Source organism: Peptidiphaga gingivicola (genome assembly GCF_001652275.1).
Lineage (GTDB): Bacteria > Actinomycetota > Actinomycetes > Actinomycetales > Actinomycetaceae > Peptidiphaga > Peptidiphaga gingivicola.
Map to the genome: position 1 here is coordinate 955628 of NZ_LVZK01000001.1, position 16164 is coordinate 971791.

Below are 16164 nucleotides of genomic sequence, written 5' to 3' on the forward strand. Positions count from 1 at the left end.
GTCGGCCGCTCGGCGATGCCGAGGCAATCGGGCGGCAAAGCCGAGAAAAGGGAGTTTTCGACGGCGGCGACAGCCCTTTCCGCCGTGTCAGTCGCGCTCGTGCACCAGGATGAACTTCCCGATGGTCCCTCCCGAACGCAGCGCCGTCAAGGCCCGCGCGGCATCGGCGATTGGAAGCCTTTCCTGGACCGGGACGGTGACCTGACCCGTTGCCACTAGCATGAGGGCGCGACGGAGATAGGAACCGACGACATCGGGGTGGGCGTCTCCCAAGCCGCCGATGTTGAAGCCGAGAACGCTGACGCCCTTCGACCACAGCGTGTTGGTGCTGATTCGCTGATCCCCGGCCTGCGCGGCGTCGCCGAGCGCAAGAAGCCGGCCCTCGAAGCGCAACAGCCTCAGGCTCTCCGGCCGCGCGGGGCCGGAGACGGGATCGACGATCACGTCGAACTGGCCGGAATCCCTGCTGGGAAGCGTGTCGCGGAGCCACACCTCGTCATACCCGAGGTCGAGGGCAACCTGGCGTTTTTGCTCAGAGCCGACCACCCCCACGACCCTGCCCGCGCCAAACAGCCGCGCAATCTGGCCGAACTGGGTGCCGAGCCCTCCCGCCGCGGCCTGCACCAGCACATGCTCGCCCGGCTGAATGCGCACGGTCCGCTCCAAGGCGGCCAGGGCGGTCGTGGTGTTCGAGGGGACGACCGACGCCAGCGCGGGATCCATCCCGGGAGGCAAAGGGACGGTGAGCGGAGCCTTCGCCAGAGCCACCTGCCCGTAGCCGCCCGCGCCCAAAATCGTGATCGGCGCGGCCACCGGTTCGCCGACCGTCAATCCTTCCACGCCTTCGCCAAGCTCGCGGACGCGCCCCGCCGCTTCGATCCCCGGAGTCCAAGGCAGCGGCCGAGAGGCCAGACCCTCCGCGAACAGCGCCTCGACATAGTTCGCCCCCGCATATTCGACGTCGATCGTGACCTGACCCCGCGCCGGCCTGGGGACCGGCGCCTCCTGATACACGAGGCCCTCGGGGCCTGTGTAGCTCGTGATCTGAAGAGCCTTCATGATTGTTCCTTTCGTAGGCCGGCTGCTGTTGTTTTAGAGCCGACTCGTGTTTTTGGGGCGGATGCTTTTGATTTTTGAACGCTGGACTCCGCCGTCGCGAGGGAAGGCGGCGATTTGACGGTGGGAGAGTCCTGTTGTTTGCGAGAAGAGCTGGCGGTTTGGGAGCGAGAAGAGCTGGCGGTTTGGGCGCTAGAAGAGCTGGCGGCGTGGCCGGGAGCGACCGCAAAGTCAGTCCGGCAGCGTCATCGCTCTCTCTCGTGCACCAGCACCGCCTTGCCGACGGTTGCGCCCGCGGCCATATCGGCCAGGACCCGCGGCGCCTCGCGGATTGGGGCGCGTTCGGCTATGTGCACCGCCACTTCGCCCGAGGCTGCGAGGTTGAGCGCCCGCCTCAAGTAGACTCCGGTCGTCCGTGGATTCGCCGCCGTGAACGCCCCCAGATTGAAACCGAGCACGCCGACGCCTCGGAGCCACAGCGAATTGCTCGAGACCATCGGGTCGCCGGCCTGGGCGGCGTCGCCGACCGCCAAAAGCCGCCCGCCAAGCCTCAACAGGTCGAGGCTCGTTTGCCGCGCCGGTCCCGCGACGGGGTCCACGACGACGTCGAACTGCCCGCCGGCCGCATCGCCCAACTCGCTGCGCAACCAGACCTCGTCGTAGCCGAGGTCGAGCGCGGCCCCTCGCTTGGCCTCGCTCCCGACGACGCCGACGGTCCGGGCCGCGCCAAGCAACCGCGCGATCTGGCCGAATTGCGAGCCCAGCCCGCCCGCCGCAGCGTGCACCAGCACGTGCTCGCCGGGCTTCAAATGGGCGACGCGCTCGAGCGCGACGAGCGCCGTCGTCGTATTCGCGGGGACCGCCGCGGCCAGCGCCGGATCCATGCCAGGCGGCAGGGGCGCGACCAGATTGGCGTGCGTGACCGCAACCTGGCCGTAAGCGCCGCCGCGATTGATCGTCAGCGCGACGACGGGGTCGCCCGGCTTAAGGGGTGAGTAGAGACCCGGGGAAGAGAAGCCTGCTTCGCCGTCTGCATCTGGGCCTGCGTGGCCGTCCGCGTCTGCCTCGCCGTCTGTGTCTGCCTCGGCCTCGACGCCCGCATGCGCGTCCGTCTGCGAACTTGCGTCCGCTGTCAGCGAGCCGAGCGAACGGACCCGGCCGACGGCCTCCAACCCGGGAACGTAGGGGAGCGGCAGATCGATGAGGCCGCCCGCGAGCAGCGCCTCGATGTACCCGACGCCGGCATATTCGACGTCGAGCGCGACGTCCTCCGGCCCGGGCTCAGGCGCCGGCGCCTCGGCGTACTTCAGGCCGGCGGGGCCATCGAAACTGGTGATCTGCATGGCCTTTATCGTGGCCTTCTGGGGTGCCGCCTCCGGCGCTCCCTTATGGCGTGCGGCCTCCCGGGGGTCCTCTTTGTGCGCGGCATTTCGGGGGTCCTCTTTGCGCGCGGCCGTCGCGGCGTTCTGCGTCGCGGCTCCTTGGAGCGGCGTGCGGCTCGTGTTCTGATTCATGGCGCCCTTTCGACGTTAGTTTCAGTTGGCTGTACAATATAAGTAACCTTAAACACGGGTGGCTAGATGCGCAAGCCTGGTGCGCGGCCTTCGAATCCTCGGGCGGGCGCGACGGCGCCAATCGTATGCGGCCTGCCGCTGTGCTGAGAGATGCGACGGCTCGTCCCAGCAAGCGCGGAGGCCGCGCATGTGTCGTCGGAGACCTCTTCGACGACGGGTCTTGGCCCCGCGGGTGCGGAGGCTTTGTGCAGCGGCGTCGCTGGATCTCCGCTCGCCCGAGCGTTGCCGATGCGCATCCCATCGCCGACGCGCATCCCATTGCCCACCCGCATCGCGGAAAGGGCGGAAAGGACAGAAAATGGATCCAATGGAAAACGCAAGGAAATCAGACGGCGCCCGAGAACTGGGAGCCGGAGGCCCGCGCGTAGCGCCCATCGGCCTCGGCTGCATGGGCATGAGCTGGATATACGCGGAAAGCGGCCGCGACGACGCCGAGTCCGTCAGGGTCATCCGCGAGGCGCTCGACTCCGGTGTCGGCCTGCTCGACACCGCCGCCCTCTACGGCGACGGACACAACGAACGGCTCGTCGGCAGGGCCGTCGCGGGCAGGCAGGACGGCGTCGTCGTGGCGACAAAAGGCGGGCTGGTCGTCGACGATCTGGCGACCAAGAGCATCCACCGCGACGGCCGGCCCGAGGCGTTGCGGCGGCATGTCGAGGGCAGCCTCGAGCGGCTCGGCGTCGAACGGATCGACCTGTACTATCTGCACCGCGTCGACCCGGACGTGCCGCTTGAGGAAAGCTGGGGCGCGCTCGCGGAGCTCGTCGCCGAAGGGAAACTGGCCCGAATCGGGCTTTCCGAAGTGACGGTGGCCCAAGCGGCCGCAGCCCATGCCGTCCATCCGGTGGCGGTGATCCAGTCCGAGCTGTCGGTGTGGACGCGCGACCCGCTCGGCGGGGAGGCGCCCGGTGATGCGGGGGCCGGCACCGAGGCCGACGGCAGCCTCCTCGCGTGGACCCTGGCCAACGGCGTCGCCTTCGTGCCGTTTGCTCCGCTCGGGCGCGGCTACCTGACCGGAACGCTCGCCCCGGGCACGTTCGAAAGCGGCGACATTCGTTCCGTCAATCCGCGGTTCACGGCCGAGGCATTCGAACGCAACCGCGTGATCGGCGAGGAGATCGCCCGCATCGCTGAGGCGCACGGGGCGACGCCGGCCCAAGTCTCCCTCGCGTGGCTTCTAGGCTTGGCCGACAACGTCATACCGATTCCCGGGACCCGCAGCGGCAAACACCTGGCCGAGAACCTGGAAGCCGCCAGCCTGCGGCTGTCCGACGCCGAACGCGAGCGCCTGGACCGGCTCCCTCAGGCCTACGGCTCACGCTACTGACCCACGTGGGACGTGACATTGGGAGCGTTCTTCGAGCGCTCTTTGAATGTCTACATCCGCTCCGAGGCGGTGCCTACAGGCAGGGTCTTCTGTCTGCTAGGCGTACTGGAGAATTCCTTGCTCCAGCGCCAAGGCAGGCCTGCCTCGACACGTTGTTAACCTTGACTACTTCGGATATAGTAAAAGTATCACGACCGGTTCCGCTGCTTCTCGGAGCAGTCCAGGGCCGGTCCTCTTTTTGCGATCTGTGTTAAGAGGTGGATCGTGCCGCAGCCATCTAAGGCGTTCAAGACGCATGGCGAACAAATCGCACTGCTGCGCTGTCGCGGCATGCAGATTAATGACGTTGCCTACGCTCGGCGAGTCTTGGAACGCGTTAACTACTACAGGTTCTCTGGCTACTGGTATCCCTTCCGGCAACTAGATGCTGATGGCCGCCACCGGCTTGATGTCTTCGTCGACGGTGCCAACTTCACCGATGTCGCTGCGTTGTACGACTTTGACGAACGTCTTCGCTCGGCCGTGTTCGACTGCTTGACTCCAGTGGAATTGGCTTTAAAGGCAATGCTCGGACACGAGCTTGGGCGTCTTGACCCGCTCGTCCACCTGCGCCCAGCGTTGTTAGGGCCAGGAGCCCGTCAGAAGCGTTCGGCCGCAAAACCGTCGCAGCAATATCAGATGTGGCTAGACCGATATAATAAAGAGCTGTCCCTTTCTCGCGAAGACTTCGTCAAGCACCACCAGCGGAAGTATGGAGGGCAGCTCCCAATCTGGGCAGCGGTGGAAGTTATGGGCTGGGGTTCGCTGGCTTATTTGTACCGGTTGTCACCAATTGCTGTCTGTGATGTTATCGCCGCTCGCATGAAACTGACCGCGGCGCAACTTGGGTCATGGATTAGGGCACTTAACATCGTTCGCAACTACTCGGCTCATCATGCCCGCATGTTTAACCGGGTCTACACACTTAAACCGCGCTTGCCCAAAGTAGAAACGCATCCCGAGTTGGCTGCGGCAAAAAAGGCGCTCAACCGATGCTTCGGTCAGCTCACTCTCATTCAGTACCTGCTCACTGTTCTTGGCATCGGGGATCGAACATTGCTTCCGCGCACTCTGTCAACCTATCCGGATATACCTGCGCTCCCCATCAGCCACATGGGAACACCCAAAGATTGGCAAACGCTGCCTCTATGGCAAGGTTGGACCCTGTGACAGTATCCGCACTTACAGCCTTCGGTTTCGAGCTGCAATTTGTCGGATCTTCAAGAAAGATCAGTCGTCGGGATCAGACTCAGTGTTAGCTGCGCTCACCGGAGGATCCGACTCTTCAAGAGCGGCGCTTACGCGCTTGAGCAGCTCGCGCAGCTGTGCGCGTTCGTCTGCGCTGAACGCCTGGCCGATGCGCTCTTCGACGGCGCGCGCGGCGGCGTCGGCCTTGACGAGCAGCTTCTCGCCCTTGGGCGTGAGGGTCACGACCAGCACTTTGCGGTGGAGCTTCGAGGGCTCGCGCGTCACCAGGCTCTTGGAGGCGAGCTTGTCGAGCGTGGCGCCCATCGTCTGCGGGGTGACCGCCACGGCCCGTGCGAGCTGCGAGGGCGACTGCCCGGGAACGTAGTAGAGCGAGAGCATCGCGCCGTACTGAGCCACCGTCAGGTCGAATGGGCGCAACGCCTCGGCCTTCGCGGACATCATCGCCTGCTCGGCAAGCTTGATGTGCAGGCCGAGGCGAAGCTCGGCGTCGGCTGCGAGCTCTCCCTCGCCGCGTCGGGGAGCCGGAAGCCTGAAAGCCGGATCGCAGGGAAGGCTCGGTACGCGTGCGGGTTCGACGTCGTCGTGGGTGCCGTCGGCGGAAGGCGAAGCGCCGTAGGGCGACGAGGCGTCAGCCGTCCCAAGAGAAGAAGCATCGGTCACCCCACCAGAATAGGGCACGGCGTCAACGGCTCGGGGAGAGACCGCAACGCGCAGCGGTTGCGACAGGCCGTCAGGCCCGCACCAGTTCGACGTCGTCCAGGTTCAGGAAGTAGACGCATTCGGGCGACCATCCCGAGAGCGTCGTGAAACCCAGCTCGGTCTCGATCGGCAGCCAGGCCCCCGTGAAATAGGTTTCTGCATTGACGTACACCGCGTCATACTCGGCTGAGGCTGCTCGCCAATCGACGAGCACGTCGTTGGGAACCGCAAAGATCGGCGACCTGAGGTGGTAAGGAGTGTGCCCTCCTCTTTCCCGCCGCGCCTTTGCCGGAACGAGGAGGGGATGTTGTTCGACGAGCTTGGCATAATCTTCGATGGTCTCGATCCGATACAGTCTTGCAGGCAAGCGTGCCGCGGATTTCTCTTTGACGGACAGCCGGCAACCGTTTGTCTGTTCGATCGCCTGTCCGATCGCTTCGTGGACTTCTTTGTTCGAGTCCTCGCTCAGAAGGTCGTGCGACAGCACCGACGCCGGAATTCCGCATCTGGCCGGAACGAACGGAGCTCCGGCCACGATCTGCGCGTTCCACAAGACGCCGGGGTTCTGTTTGAGCGGGGCCGTCCACCACACATCGGTTCCCAGCGGCGAAAAGACGGCATTCTTGTAAGCTTCAATCGGAACGCCGGTCAGCCGTGCCGCATACCGTTCTTCGCCGAGGCAACTGCGGAGCCAGTCGCAGCAGCGCTGCAGCAGGATGCGAGCGGCCTCTTCATATTCTTGTGGAATCCGAAACGGGTTCTGCGTGCTGAATCCGAAGGCAGACCCGACCTGTTCGGCCAGAATAAGCAGGCGAAACAGATTTGGCAGCCTGCTGCAGTGTTCGCCGCGCTGGCGGAGTTGGCCGCGCTCGCGATGTTCGTCGATGCCGAGGCGCTCGAACAACTCGGGCAGAAACCGCTCGAATGCGGGGGAATCGTCGCGATATTCCTGAGCAATTGTCTCTTCCAAGTCACCCACAGGGCCAGCTTCGGAGAACAGCGACAGGCCCCGATGCCAGCACTCGCCGATCCATGTGGCGAAAGCATGTGTAAATGTTGCGATCATCGTATCCCGCAGTTTACTTTAAGAATGTTCGTTGGAAGTCTAGTGACGTCGTAACGGTAATTTATTTCATTGTATTTCTAGAATGCGTGCCTAGATCGTCGCGTCATCATCTGATCAAAAGCGCGGTTTGCCTTTGACACGGTGTCAAGCCGGAAGATGGAGCCATGACCGAGACGAGACTGCTTCGCATCGGTGAGTTTTCAACGCTCACACGATTGTCTGCGCGGATGCTGCGCTACTACGACGCCAACGGCGTTCTGATCCCGGCGGCCACGGACGACGTGACCGGCCACAGGTTCTACGCCGCCTCGCAGGTGCGCGAAGCGACGCTGATTCGCCAGCTTCGCGACGTCGGCTTCTCCGTCTCCGCCATAGCCGCCCTGCTTCCGCTGCGCGAGAACCCAGAGGCTCTGGGCCGCGCGCTAGCCGTTCAGCGCGATCAGCTCATCGCCGACGCCGAGGCCGCCCGCCGCCGCATCGCCGAGATTGACCGACTCATCTCACAAACGAACAGGAGGGCCATCATGGCCGAAATCACCGTCACCACCCATCCGGCGCAGCGAGTGGTCGCATTGCGCACGACGATCGACACCTACGCCGACGAGCACAAGGCGTGGATCGCAGCCATGGAAGCGATCAGGGCCCAGGGAATCCCGCTTGCCAGTGGGCTCTGCGGCGCCACCTTCCACGACCTCGAGTACCGCGAGGCCGACGTCGACATCGAGGTGTGGGAACCCGTGGGGCCCGACGCCGTCGCGGCCGACCCGCTCACAATCCGCGAGATCCCAGAGCAGAAGGTCGCCGTGGCGACGTTCCGCGGTGGCTACGACCAGTTCGGGCCCGTCAACGAGGAGTTGGCCGAGTACATCGCCGCCTCCGGGCTCGAGTTCGCCGGGCCGATGTACAACCGCTACCTCGTGGGCCCCGCCGACACCCAAAACACGGACGAGTACGTGACGGAAGTCTGCGTGCCCGTCGCCTGACGGACCCCGCCGGCGAACGGAGGCTGGCCCGGCTTGACTGGGCCAGCCTCCGGGGCCGACGTCGCAGGCGTCGACCCCGGTCAGCGGGGCGCACTGTTATCACTGCCGCTGCAGAGGAACCGTCGCGTTGGCCGGCACGGGTCGTCCGTTGCTCTGTCCGGTATGAACGGTCCGTTAGTCTGGCCGATGCGGACCGTCCGTTGTTCTGGTTCGCTCAGATCGTCCGTGGCCGCGCCGACCGGCTCAGACAGCCCGTTCTTGTGCCGGTCGGCCGATCGTCCGTCACACCGGCCGGCGCAGATTGTCCATCAAGGCGCGGCGATCGAGCCGCGCGGGCAGCCACGTGGTGGCGACAGCCAAAACCAGCGACGCTCCCATGGCCGCCAACAGGAACTTCACGGGAATGGCGGAGGCGAACATCTCTGCTCCGCCTCCCGACATCGCCGTAGCGCAGACCGCGCTGAGCAAAGTCGTCGCCAATCCGAAAAGGATCCCGGTTCCGGCGTATATCGCCCCTTCGAGGGCGGTGGACCGCAGAACGGCGCCCGGCCGCGCTCCAATCACTCCGAGCAACGCCCCCTCCTGACGGCGCGTTCGCCCGACCATAGCGATGTTCGCCACGCCCCCGATCCCGGCTATGAAGAAAATCGGGACCATGATCGTGAGAAAACCGTTGACCCCGTTGCTCATTCCGCCCGAGCGCGCCGCGCCGCCCGTGGCGTGGATGGTGCCCGTCATGGAAACGGCGATGGCGAAGGGAACGATCGTGGTCATGCTGAGAGCCGAGCGATGGCGCGCATTCGCGCGTGCCGAAAACCAGGCTGGGCTGCGGCTTGGAATCAGGCTCGTCCAGAAAACCAACAGGGGGCGGAGCGTCCAATTCGGGATGAACAACGCCGCCAAGGCGGCGATAAAACCGATGCCTCCGCCCATGATCGCCCGGCCGCCCGGGGATTTTATCTCAGCCACTTCCGCTTTGCTTGTGCTGCCCCCTTCGAGAACGTCGGCGGGAAGATTGACGAGTATAGGCAGCATAACCACGCCGATCAGCAGAATTCCGGCCGCGATCCACTGCCACAGTCTCGTGCGCGTGGTTGGGGCGGCCGCCTCGCGCAAGGCCTGCATCTCGGGCACATTGGCTGCCCGCCGTGCTGCCCCGAGGCCTCCGAGCACGCTGAACAGAGCCGTGACGAACACCGTCGCCGGTATGCAGAAAACTGGCATCGACAGGGGAAGATCCCGCGGGAACAGATCGAATTCCCGCCACGTGAGCAGATAGATTCGCGCCAGCGGCAGGGCGAGCAGCCCGCCCAGCAGGCCCCCGATCACTCCGACGGCGCCAACCTGCCACAGGATGATCGCACGGATGCGGCTGCCGGGAATTCCGAGCACCTTCCACAGGGCGTGCGAGCGCTGCTGGGCCGCAACCGTCAGACCCAGCGTCGTCGATATGACGATCGCCGTCGCGGTGCCCGCGTATCCCACCAGGTTGCTGCCGATCAGGCTGCTGGCGCGCAAATGCTCTCCATTGCCGTGTTCCAGGGACCACTGGGTGGCGCTCCACCACGCGATGACGATTATCCCCACGACGGCGGCGCCCGCCGTGGCCACCAGCAGCGACCACAGCCATTGGCGAGCATGGTGACGCAGGTCTTTCCACATCAAGGTCGACATTTTCCCCTCCCTTCAGCGTGCGCGGGCGGCGTGGACGAGGCCGGCGATTCGCTGGGCGTCGCGGCAGTTCGACCACGTCGCCAGACGTCCGCCGCTCATGACCGCGACGGAGTCAGCCAGGGCTGCGGCTTCGACGTCATGCGTGACCATGACCACGGTGGTTCCCCGCGAGGCGAGCTGGCGAAGCCAATCCAGGACGACGCCGCTGGAGTCGAGGTCCAATGCGCCGGTGGGCTCGTCCGCGAAGACGATGCGCGGCTCGCTGGCCATCACGCGGGCGATGGCCACACGCTGGCGTTCGCCGCCGGAAAGCTGGTGGGGCTTCAAATTCGCGCGATGCCGCAACCCCACCGCATCGAGCGCCGCGTCGATCTGGCCTTTGGAAAGCGTCCGCCCGGCAAGCCGCGAAGGCATCGACACGTTTTCCGCGGCCGTCAAGGAGGCGATGAGGTTGTACTCCTGGAACACGAATCCGACGTGCTGCGCCCGGAACGTCGCGCGCTTGGCCGGCTTCATCTCGGAGGTCGCGCTTCCCAGCATCGTCACGCGCCCGTCCGTGGGCTCGTCGAGTCCCGCCATGCAGTGCAGAAGAGTCGATTTGCCCGAACCCGAGGCTCCGACAATCGCGGTGAAGCTGCCTTCTGGGAAATCGGCGTCGACGCCGTCGAGGGCGAGAACCCGGGCGTCTTTTCGCCCCGGCACCTCGTACACGCGCGTGAGTTGACGGACGGAAATGGAGGCGCTGGCGGCGCCTGACCGGCCGGCCCCAGAAGGGTTGCGCTGTCCGGTTCCTGGTTGGTTCGGTCGGGAAAAGCCCTGTGGGACTGCGCCGGGTCTGCCGGCCTGAGAGCCTTGCCAGCCGACGTCGGATTGCCCGACGTCTCGGCCCCAGCGTCCGGTTGCCTCATTTCGCGTCTTGGCTCCTGCGCCTCGCGTGCGGCGGGAAACGTCGGGCCCTGTCTGCTCGTCGCCGCGCGACTCGTTTCGATTCTCGAATCTCATGCTTCAATGTTTTCAGCGTCGGTTTCGGTTTCACATACCGCGGGCTGGCCAGATCGCAGAAGGCTGGCAGGAGTGTGACTAGGGGGCTGGCGCGAACGAAAGAAGAGGGCTGACGGGGTGCCACGGGCCGTGCAGCACGGCCAAAGTGAAAGCATGCGGTTAAAGTGAGAGCATGCGGTTAAAGTGAAAGCATGCTGCGCCGCTTCCTGATCGCCGCCTCCGCCCTGCTTGCGTGGGGCGAACTCGTGCATTGGCGGGCGAGCAGGAAGTGCTTGGGCCGGGGCGACGCCGCCAAAGGGCAATCGCTCGGGCAGGCTCGTCGGCGATCACGCGCGGAAGTACTCGGCCGAGCTCCGGAAGCGCGGCAGAGAGACGTCGGCGAGGCCGACGGAAAGCGCGAGGCCGGCGTCGGCGAAGAGGATGCCGTTGGGGCGGGCGTCGGCAAGGCCGTCGTCGTGCTGGGTTTTGCGAACCGGGGCGCCCGCGCGAACTTCGTCAACCGGTACCGTGTGCGCGCCGGGCTCCGTTCGCTTGGATCCGAGGGACGGCGAGGCGCCAAGCTCCGCTCGCTCAAATCTGACGGGCTGCGGGCCGCTGCCTCTCGGCGGGCATCGGCGGTTCGCCGCGAATCGACTATTCGGCAGAGTCCGGGCGATGTGTCCGTTTCCGAAAGCCGGGCCGCTTTCGCCGATGCATCCGTTGCGCGCATTGTGCGCGCCTCCGCAGTTTCAGGCATCGCGCATGCCTCCGCAGCTGCGGAAGTGCTTGTGCTATGCGGCGGCGCGGTGTCTGGTCCCGTCCCTGAGGCCGAGGTCATGGAAAGCTACGCGCGAGCCCGTGGATATGAGGGGCCAATCCGCCTGGACCGCGAGAGCCGATCGACACTCCAGAACATCGAAAATGCGATCCCTCTGATCGAGGACGCCGCCTCCGTCGCGATCGTCTCCAATTCGGTGCACGCGCTCAAAGGGAGAATTCTTCTGCGCGGGCTGCGCCCAGACCTCGCCGACAGGCTCGTGCGCGGGGCGGATTACCGCTTCGGCGAGCAAATTCTCGTCAAACCGATAGCCGCCGTGGTGGGGCTCGCCGACCTGCGGGCGCTGCGACGTCGGATGCCCAAACCGAACTCGGCGGCCTGAACGGCGGCGTCGCAGCGGCACATGCCAGGCGCATTCGCTCCCGGTGTCGTCCACAAGAACGTGGGCGTCGCGGCGCATGCGTTTGCGGGGCGCGCGGTTTTAGCCCGGTCGGCCAGAACCGCGCAATCCTTCCAAACTCCGGCAATCTCTCCAAACTCCGGTGATCCTTCCGGACCTCGGCGATCCTTCTGAACCCCCGCGATCCTAGCGAGACTGGGCGAACTGACCCGAGCCGCCCGGGCCTTACGAACCCCGTGATTTGGGCGAATCAGACCGTCTTGACCGTCCCGCCGTCAATGACGATGTTTGCCCCCACGAGGTATTCGGCGGCCGGCGAAGCTGCGAATACGATGAGCGCTGCGATCTCCTCGGGCTCGGCTATGCGCCCAGAAGTGACGCCGAATGCGGTGGGCATCGCCGAGAGAAGGTCGCTGTGGGACATGCCCATCGAGGCCGCCACGCGCGAACCGAAACCGTCCGGGTCGCGCCACAGCCCGGTGCCGACCCCGCCCGGAGAGACCGTGTTCACGCGCACCCCTTGCGGCCCGAACTCTTCGCTCAAACGCTTGCTGAAAGCCACGAGCGCGGCCTTGGCCTCGCTGTAGCCGACCGGCCCTTGCGCGGGCACGAGGGCGTTGATGGATCCAGTGTTGACGATTGCGCCGCGGCGTTCGAGGAGGCTCGGAAGGGCTGCGCGGCTCGTCCACACTGCGCTGAAGAAGTTCAGATTGAACAGGTCGCGCCACTGGGCGTCGTCGATTTCGAGGAAGCCGCCCAGCTTCATGACGTCGGGGTCGCCCGCGCCGACGTTGTTGACGAGGATGTCGATTCCTCCGAGCTCTGCCAGCGCCGCTTTGACTGCTGCTTCGGCACCGCCCGGCGTCGATAAATCGGCCGAAACGGCGAGTGCGCTCGCATCTTCGAGCTCCGGGGTGACCGTGCGGGCGACGCCCATCACGCGAGCGCCCTCTTCCGCGAGTTTGCGGACGACGGCGAGGCCTATCCCGCGGCTGGCTCCCGTGACGAGAGCGGTTTTGCCTTCGAGGTTGAGATTCATATTTCTCCTTTGTTCTCAGCCACTGACGTGTGTGGCGATCAACCCTGTGAGGGCGATCCTTTGTGTGTGGCGATCAACTCGTTTGAAGTGCCGCCAGGGCCATGTCGATCACTCTGTAGAGTGATTCGGCTTCGTGCGTGACGGCCATGACGCGGAGGCCGGCAAGCGTCGTCGCCATCTGCTCGGCAAAGGCCGTGGCGTCGAGGTCCGGGCGGACGTCGCCCTCGCGCTGGCCGCGTTCGACGCGTCGGGCGAACCAAGCGGTCGATTCGCTCTGCATCTTCCGTATTTTTCGCGCCAAATCAGGGTCATCGCCCGCTAGCTCGACGGCGGTGTTGCCGATGAGGCATCCGCGGCGGCGCACCTGAGCCAGATCCGAATCGACGACCGCCCGCAACGCGTCCCTCAGACACTCGCGGGTAGTGCCGGGATGGTCCATCAGGCCTTCCGCAAGTTTCGCGATCTGTTGCTGGTACTTGTCGAGGCATCGTTCAAAGAGCGCGCGTTTGCTCGAAAACGCGTTGTACAGGCTCCCTTTGGCGACGCCGGTGGCCTCGGCCAAACGCGCGGGGGAGGTGGCGGCGTAGCCGTTCGTCCAAAACTCTTCCATCGCGCGTTCGACGACGTCGTCCTCGTCGAACTTTCGAGGTCTGCTCATAGGACGAGGCTACCCATTTTTGACTTACAGGTCAAAAATGGGCGTGCTTTTCGGCGCTTGCGTCGGGCCTTGTCTCTTCTTCGGGTCGGCTTCTTCGCGTCGGCTCCGCGTCTCCTGCTGTTGGGTCCGCGCTTCCTCCCGTCGGCCCCGCGCTTCCTCGCCGGCGGCTGTCGAAGTGTTGCGGTTGGCTGCCGAGCGCTGCCGGTGGCCGTCGGGCTGTCTCCGTCGGCCATTGATCTTCTGTATGTGTGCGTCAAGGCGCGAACGTCGGCCCTTGAACCGTTGTTGTCATCGGCTGTTGGGGCGTTGCCGCGGGCCGTTGAACCGTTGTCGCCGTGCGTCAATTCGTCAGTCGGAAAGCTCCAACTCGTCGAGTGCCGTAGCGAGCGCTTTGCGGCCGGCGGGGGAGAGGCGGGCGCGCAATTCGGCGTCGAGCTCCTCTGCCGCCGCGGCGCTTTCCGCCAACAGCTCCCGCCCTTTCGGGGTGAGGGTGATGACCTGCACCCGCCTGTCGGCGGCGCTTCGCTCGCGGCCGACGGCTCCGAGGTCCGCGAGCTGATCGACGAGGGCGACGACGAGGCTGGGTGCGACGTTGAGGCGAGTCGCGATGTCGCGTTGGGACGAGGCGTGGCCCGCGTCTACGGCTGCGAGCAGTCCAACTTGTTTGTGGGTCAGGCCCAGCCGCTCCACACGCTGGGAAAAGGCTTGTGTTATCTGGGATCCGGCCATGCCCAGGCGGAAGCACGCCGCCTGGAGGATCGTCATGCCGTCGACGTCGTCCACGTCAAAAGGGTAACATTGTGATTAATTCAGAAATGAATGATTAAGGACAGAATGACTTGAAAGGAGGAGCGACCATGCCGTTATGGCTGAGTGTCGCAAATTCGCTGATGGCGCTGGGGTCGGCCGCATTCGGCGTCCTTGCGTTGATTCGACCGGAGGCGTTGAACGGGCCTCGCGGCGGGGGCAGGGCATTGGGGGAATGCGGCGGCTCGGGCGTGCGCGGCGATGTCGAAGCCGCGCGCCTCTATGCCGCCATGTATGCCGGACGCGCCGTCCCGCTCGGTTTGGCCGTGTCCGCCGTCGCGTGGGCCGCCCCCGATGGGCGGGCGACGGCGCTGCTTCTCGGCGTCGCCGTCGTCGCGCAAATCGCCGACCTCGTAGCTGCCGTCGCGAACCGTTTGAAAGGAATGGCCGTCGGCGCCGCCTTCGCCGCCCTTGTTCATGCGACCGCGCTCGCGGCGACGCTGTGAGTCGGCGCCTTGGAGCGGAACCGTGGGCCACCGCATATGGACACGGGAACGAAGATGATTTAATCTTCAACTATGAAGTCATTCGGATTCCTCAGCTTCGGCCATCATTCGCTCGACGGCAAACACGGGCCGCTCGCCGGAGAGGCGCTCCGCCAGCAGATCGAGCTCGCGCGGGCCGCGGACGAGATCGGCGTCAACGGCGCATACTTCCGCGTCCACCATTTCGCTCCCCAAGGATCCTCGCCCATGCCGATTCTCTCGGCGATTGCGGCGTCGACGAAGAACATCGAAGTGGGCACGGGCGTCATCGACCTGCGCTACGAAAATCCCCTCTATCTCGCGGAAGAGGCGGCGGCATTGGACCTCATCGCCGAGGGACGCGTGGCGCTTGGCGTTTCGCGCGGTTCGCCCGAGCCGGCGGAGCGCGGATGGGAAGCCTTCGGATATCGCGGCGGCCAAGCCAACGGCGCCGACATGGCCCGGCAGAAGTTCGAACTGTTCATGGCGGCCGTCCGCGGCGCGGGAGTGGCGCGATCGGCGCCGCTGGAAGAACAGTACCCCGCCCTGTACAGACCGGGAATTCCGCTGCCCGTTTTCCCGCAGTCCCCGGGTCTGGAGCGGCGTATTTGGTGGGGTTCCGGGTCGCACAAAACGGCTGAGCAGGCCGCGCGCGACGGCGTGAACCTCATGAGCTCGACCTTGGTGCAAGAATCCGACGGCGCTTCCTTCGGCGAGATTCAGGCCGAGCAGATCGCCAGATACCGCGCCGCATGGAAGGAGGCGGGCCATGGCTGGACGCCCAGGGTCTCGGTCTCCCGCACGATCTTCCCGCTGGTCGCCGAGGAGGACCGGCAGCTTTTCGGCATCCGCGGCGAGGGGGAGGACCAGGTCGGCTATCTCGAAGGTGCCACCAAAACGACCTTCGGCCGGACGTACGCCGCCGAGCCCGACGCGCTCGTCGAACAGCTCAAGGCCGATCCCGCGATTGAGGCGGCCGACACCCTACTTTTGACGATTCCCAACCCGCTCGGGGTGGACGTCAACTTCAGGATTCTCAAGAACTTCGCCGACTACGTCGCGCCCGCCCTCGGCTGGATGCCGGCGACGGAGGGTCCCGCCGAGGGCCGTTCCGTCGGCTGAGGAACGGTCGGTCGGATCGCGCTTCGCAGAATTGCGCGGCGGTTGGAGCCCGAGGGCTCTGGGCGGGCCTGACGGCAGGTCGGAGGCCTTTCAAGATCCGTGTGCCGCTTCGCTCTAGGCCGGCCTGACGGAGGTCCGAGACGGTGCGGCAGCGGGGTTCCAAGTCGCCCGGCGGCGGTGCACAGGCTCTAAACGCTGCCTTCTTGTCCACAACTCCTCGTGGCAAATCGACAGCGGTCTTTCGGTGTGATCAAATGTTACTCAAACAACATATTCACGCGAGGAGAT

At 65.4% G+C, this 16164-nt stretch carries 16 protein-coding genes; 6 read left to right on the forward strand and 10 right to left on the reverse strand.

What is annotated here, in order from left to right:
• Window positions 1–87: 87 nt before the first annotated feature.
• The 3 genes from A4H34_RS03905 to A4H34_RS10920 all read right to left on the reverse strand — a co-directional run bounded on the left by A4H34_RS03905 (window position 88) and on the right by A4H34_RS10920 (window position 2938).
• Window positions 88–1059 (reverse strand): zinc-binding dehydrogenase, encoded by a 972-nt coding sequence (locus tag A4H34_RS03905; protein WP_064231154.1) that lies wholly within the window; start codon window positions 1057–1059, stop codon window positions 88–90.
• Window positions 1060–1301: 242 nt separating this feature from the next.
• Window positions 1302–2408: a quinone oxidoreductase family protein gene (locus A4H34_RS03910; RefSeq protein WP_231870994.1), complete on the reverse strand. Its 1107-nt coding sequence runs from the start codon at window positions 2406–2408 to the stop codon at window positions 1302–1304.
• Between the two features lie 224 nt (window positions 2409–2632).
• A complete protein-coding gene (locus A4H34_RS10920; protein WP_156510249.1) occupies window positions 2633–2938 on the reverse strand; it encodes a hypothetical protein in 306 nt (101 codons plus the stop codon).
• Between A4H34_RS10920 and A4H34_RS03915 the strand changes: the two genes are divergently transcribed.
• Window positions 2938–3957 (forward strand): aldo/keto reductase, encoded by a 1020-nt coding sequence (locus A4H34_RS03915; RefSeq protein ID WP_082903046.1) that lies wholly within the window; start codon window positions 2938–2940, stop codon window positions 3955–3957. The two genes, A4H34_RS10920 and A4H34_RS03915, sit on opposite strands and share 1 nt — an antisense overlap.
• Before the next feature lie 264 nt (window positions 3958–4221).
• On the forward strand, window positions 4222–5166 hold the full coding sequence (locus A4H34_RS03920) for an Abi family protein (RefSeq protein ID WP_231870940.1): 945 nt from the start codon (window positions 4222–4224) through the stop codon (window positions 5164–5166).
• Window positions 5167–5226: 60 nt separating this feature from the next.
• On the opposite strand, the gene A4H34_RS03925 is transcribed toward A4H34_RS03920, so the two are convergent.
• The gene (locus A4H34_RS03925) at window positions 5227–5865 is read right to left on the reverse strand and encodes a MarR family winged helix-turn-helix transcriptional regulator (protein ID WP_331711608.1); all 639 of its coding nucleotides are present in this window, start codon (window positions 5863–5865) and stop codon (window positions 5227–5229) included.
• 70 nt (window positions 5866–5935) lie between these two features.
• Window positions 5936–6883, reverse strand: coding sequence for a hypothetical protein (locus A4H34_RS03930; protein ID WP_197480410.1), 948 nt, complete (start codon window positions 6881–6883; stop codon window positions 5936–5938).
• Window positions 6884–7134: 251 nt separating this feature from the next.
• Between A4H34_RS03930 and A4H34_RS03935 the strand changes: the two genes are divergently transcribed.
• Window positions 7135–7953: a MerR family transcriptional regulator gene (locus A4H34_RS03935; protein ID WP_064231158.1), complete on the forward strand. Its 819-nt coding sequence runs from the start codon at window positions 7135–7137 to the stop codon at window positions 7951–7953.
• A gap of 282 nt (window positions 7954–8235) precedes the next feature.
• Here the strand turns inward: A4H34_RS03935 and A4H34_RS03940 are convergent, their stop codons facing one another.
• Both A4H34_RS03940 and A4H34_RS03945 read right to left on the reverse strand, forming a co-directional pair.
• Entirely contained in the window at window positions 8236–9627 is a 1392-nt protein-coding gene (locus A4H34_RS03940) for an FtsX-like permease family protein (RefSeq protein ID WP_064231159.1), read from the reverse strand.
• Between the two features lie 12 nt (window positions 9628–9639).
• Entirely contained in the window at window positions 9640–10629 is a 990-nt protein-coding gene (locus A4H34_RS03945; RefSeq protein ID WP_331711609.1) for an ABC transporter ATP-binding protein, read from the reverse strand.
• Between the two features lie 191 nt (window positions 10630–10820).
• On the opposite strand from A4H34_RS03945, the gene A4H34_RS10625 reads away from it, so the two are divergent.
• Entirely contained in the window at window positions 10821–11768 is a 948-nt protein-coding gene (locus A4H34_RS10625; RefSeq protein WP_082903048.1) for an ElyC/SanA/YdcF family protein, read from the forward strand.
• Between the two features lie 268 nt (window positions 11769–12036).
• Here the strand turns inward: A4H34_RS10625 and A4H34_RS03955 are convergent, their stop codons facing one another.
• From A4H34_RS03955 to A4H34_RS03965, 3 genes are all read right to left on the reverse strand, one after another.
• Window positions 12037–12825 carry an oxidoreductase gene (locus A4H34_RS03955; protein WP_064231160.1) on the reverse strand — a complete coding sequence of 263 codons (789 nt, stop codon included), beginning with the start codon at window positions 12823–12825 and terminating at the stop codon, window positions 12037–12039.
• A 73-nt stretch (window positions 12826–12898) separates the two neighbouring features.
• Window positions 12899–13483: a TetR/AcrR family transcriptional regulator gene (locus tag A4H34_RS03960; protein ID WP_064231161.1), complete on the reverse strand. Its 585-nt coding sequence runs from the start codon at window positions 13481–13483 to the stop codon at window positions 12899–12901.
• Between the two features lie 348 nt (window positions 13484–13831).
• Complete coding sequence (locus A4H34_RS03965) at window positions 13832–14266, reverse strand: MarR family winged helix-turn-helix transcriptional regulator (protein WP_082903049.1); 435 nt, start codon at window positions 14264–14266, stop codon at window positions 13832–13834.
• A gap of 107 nt (window positions 14267–14373) precedes the next feature.
• On the opposite strand from A4H34_RS03965, the gene A4H34_RS03970 reads away from it, so the two are divergent.
• Both A4H34_RS03970 and A4H34_RS03975 read left to right on the forward strand, forming a co-directional pair.
• Window positions 14374–14736, forward strand: a complete 363-nt coding sequence (locus tag A4H34_RS03970) for a hypothetical protein (protein ID WP_231870941.1) — start codon at window positions 14374–14376, stop codon at window positions 14734–14736.
• A 72-nt stretch (window positions 14737–14808) separates the two neighbouring features.
• The gene (locus tag A4H34_RS03975) at window positions 14809–15876 is read left to right on the forward strand and encodes an LLM class flavin-dependent oxidoreductase (RefSeq protein ID WP_064231163.1); all 1068 of its coding nucleotides are present in this window, start codon (window positions 14809–14811) and stop codon (window positions 15874–15876) included.
• The last annotated feature ends 288 nt before the right edge of the window (window positions 15877–16164 follow it).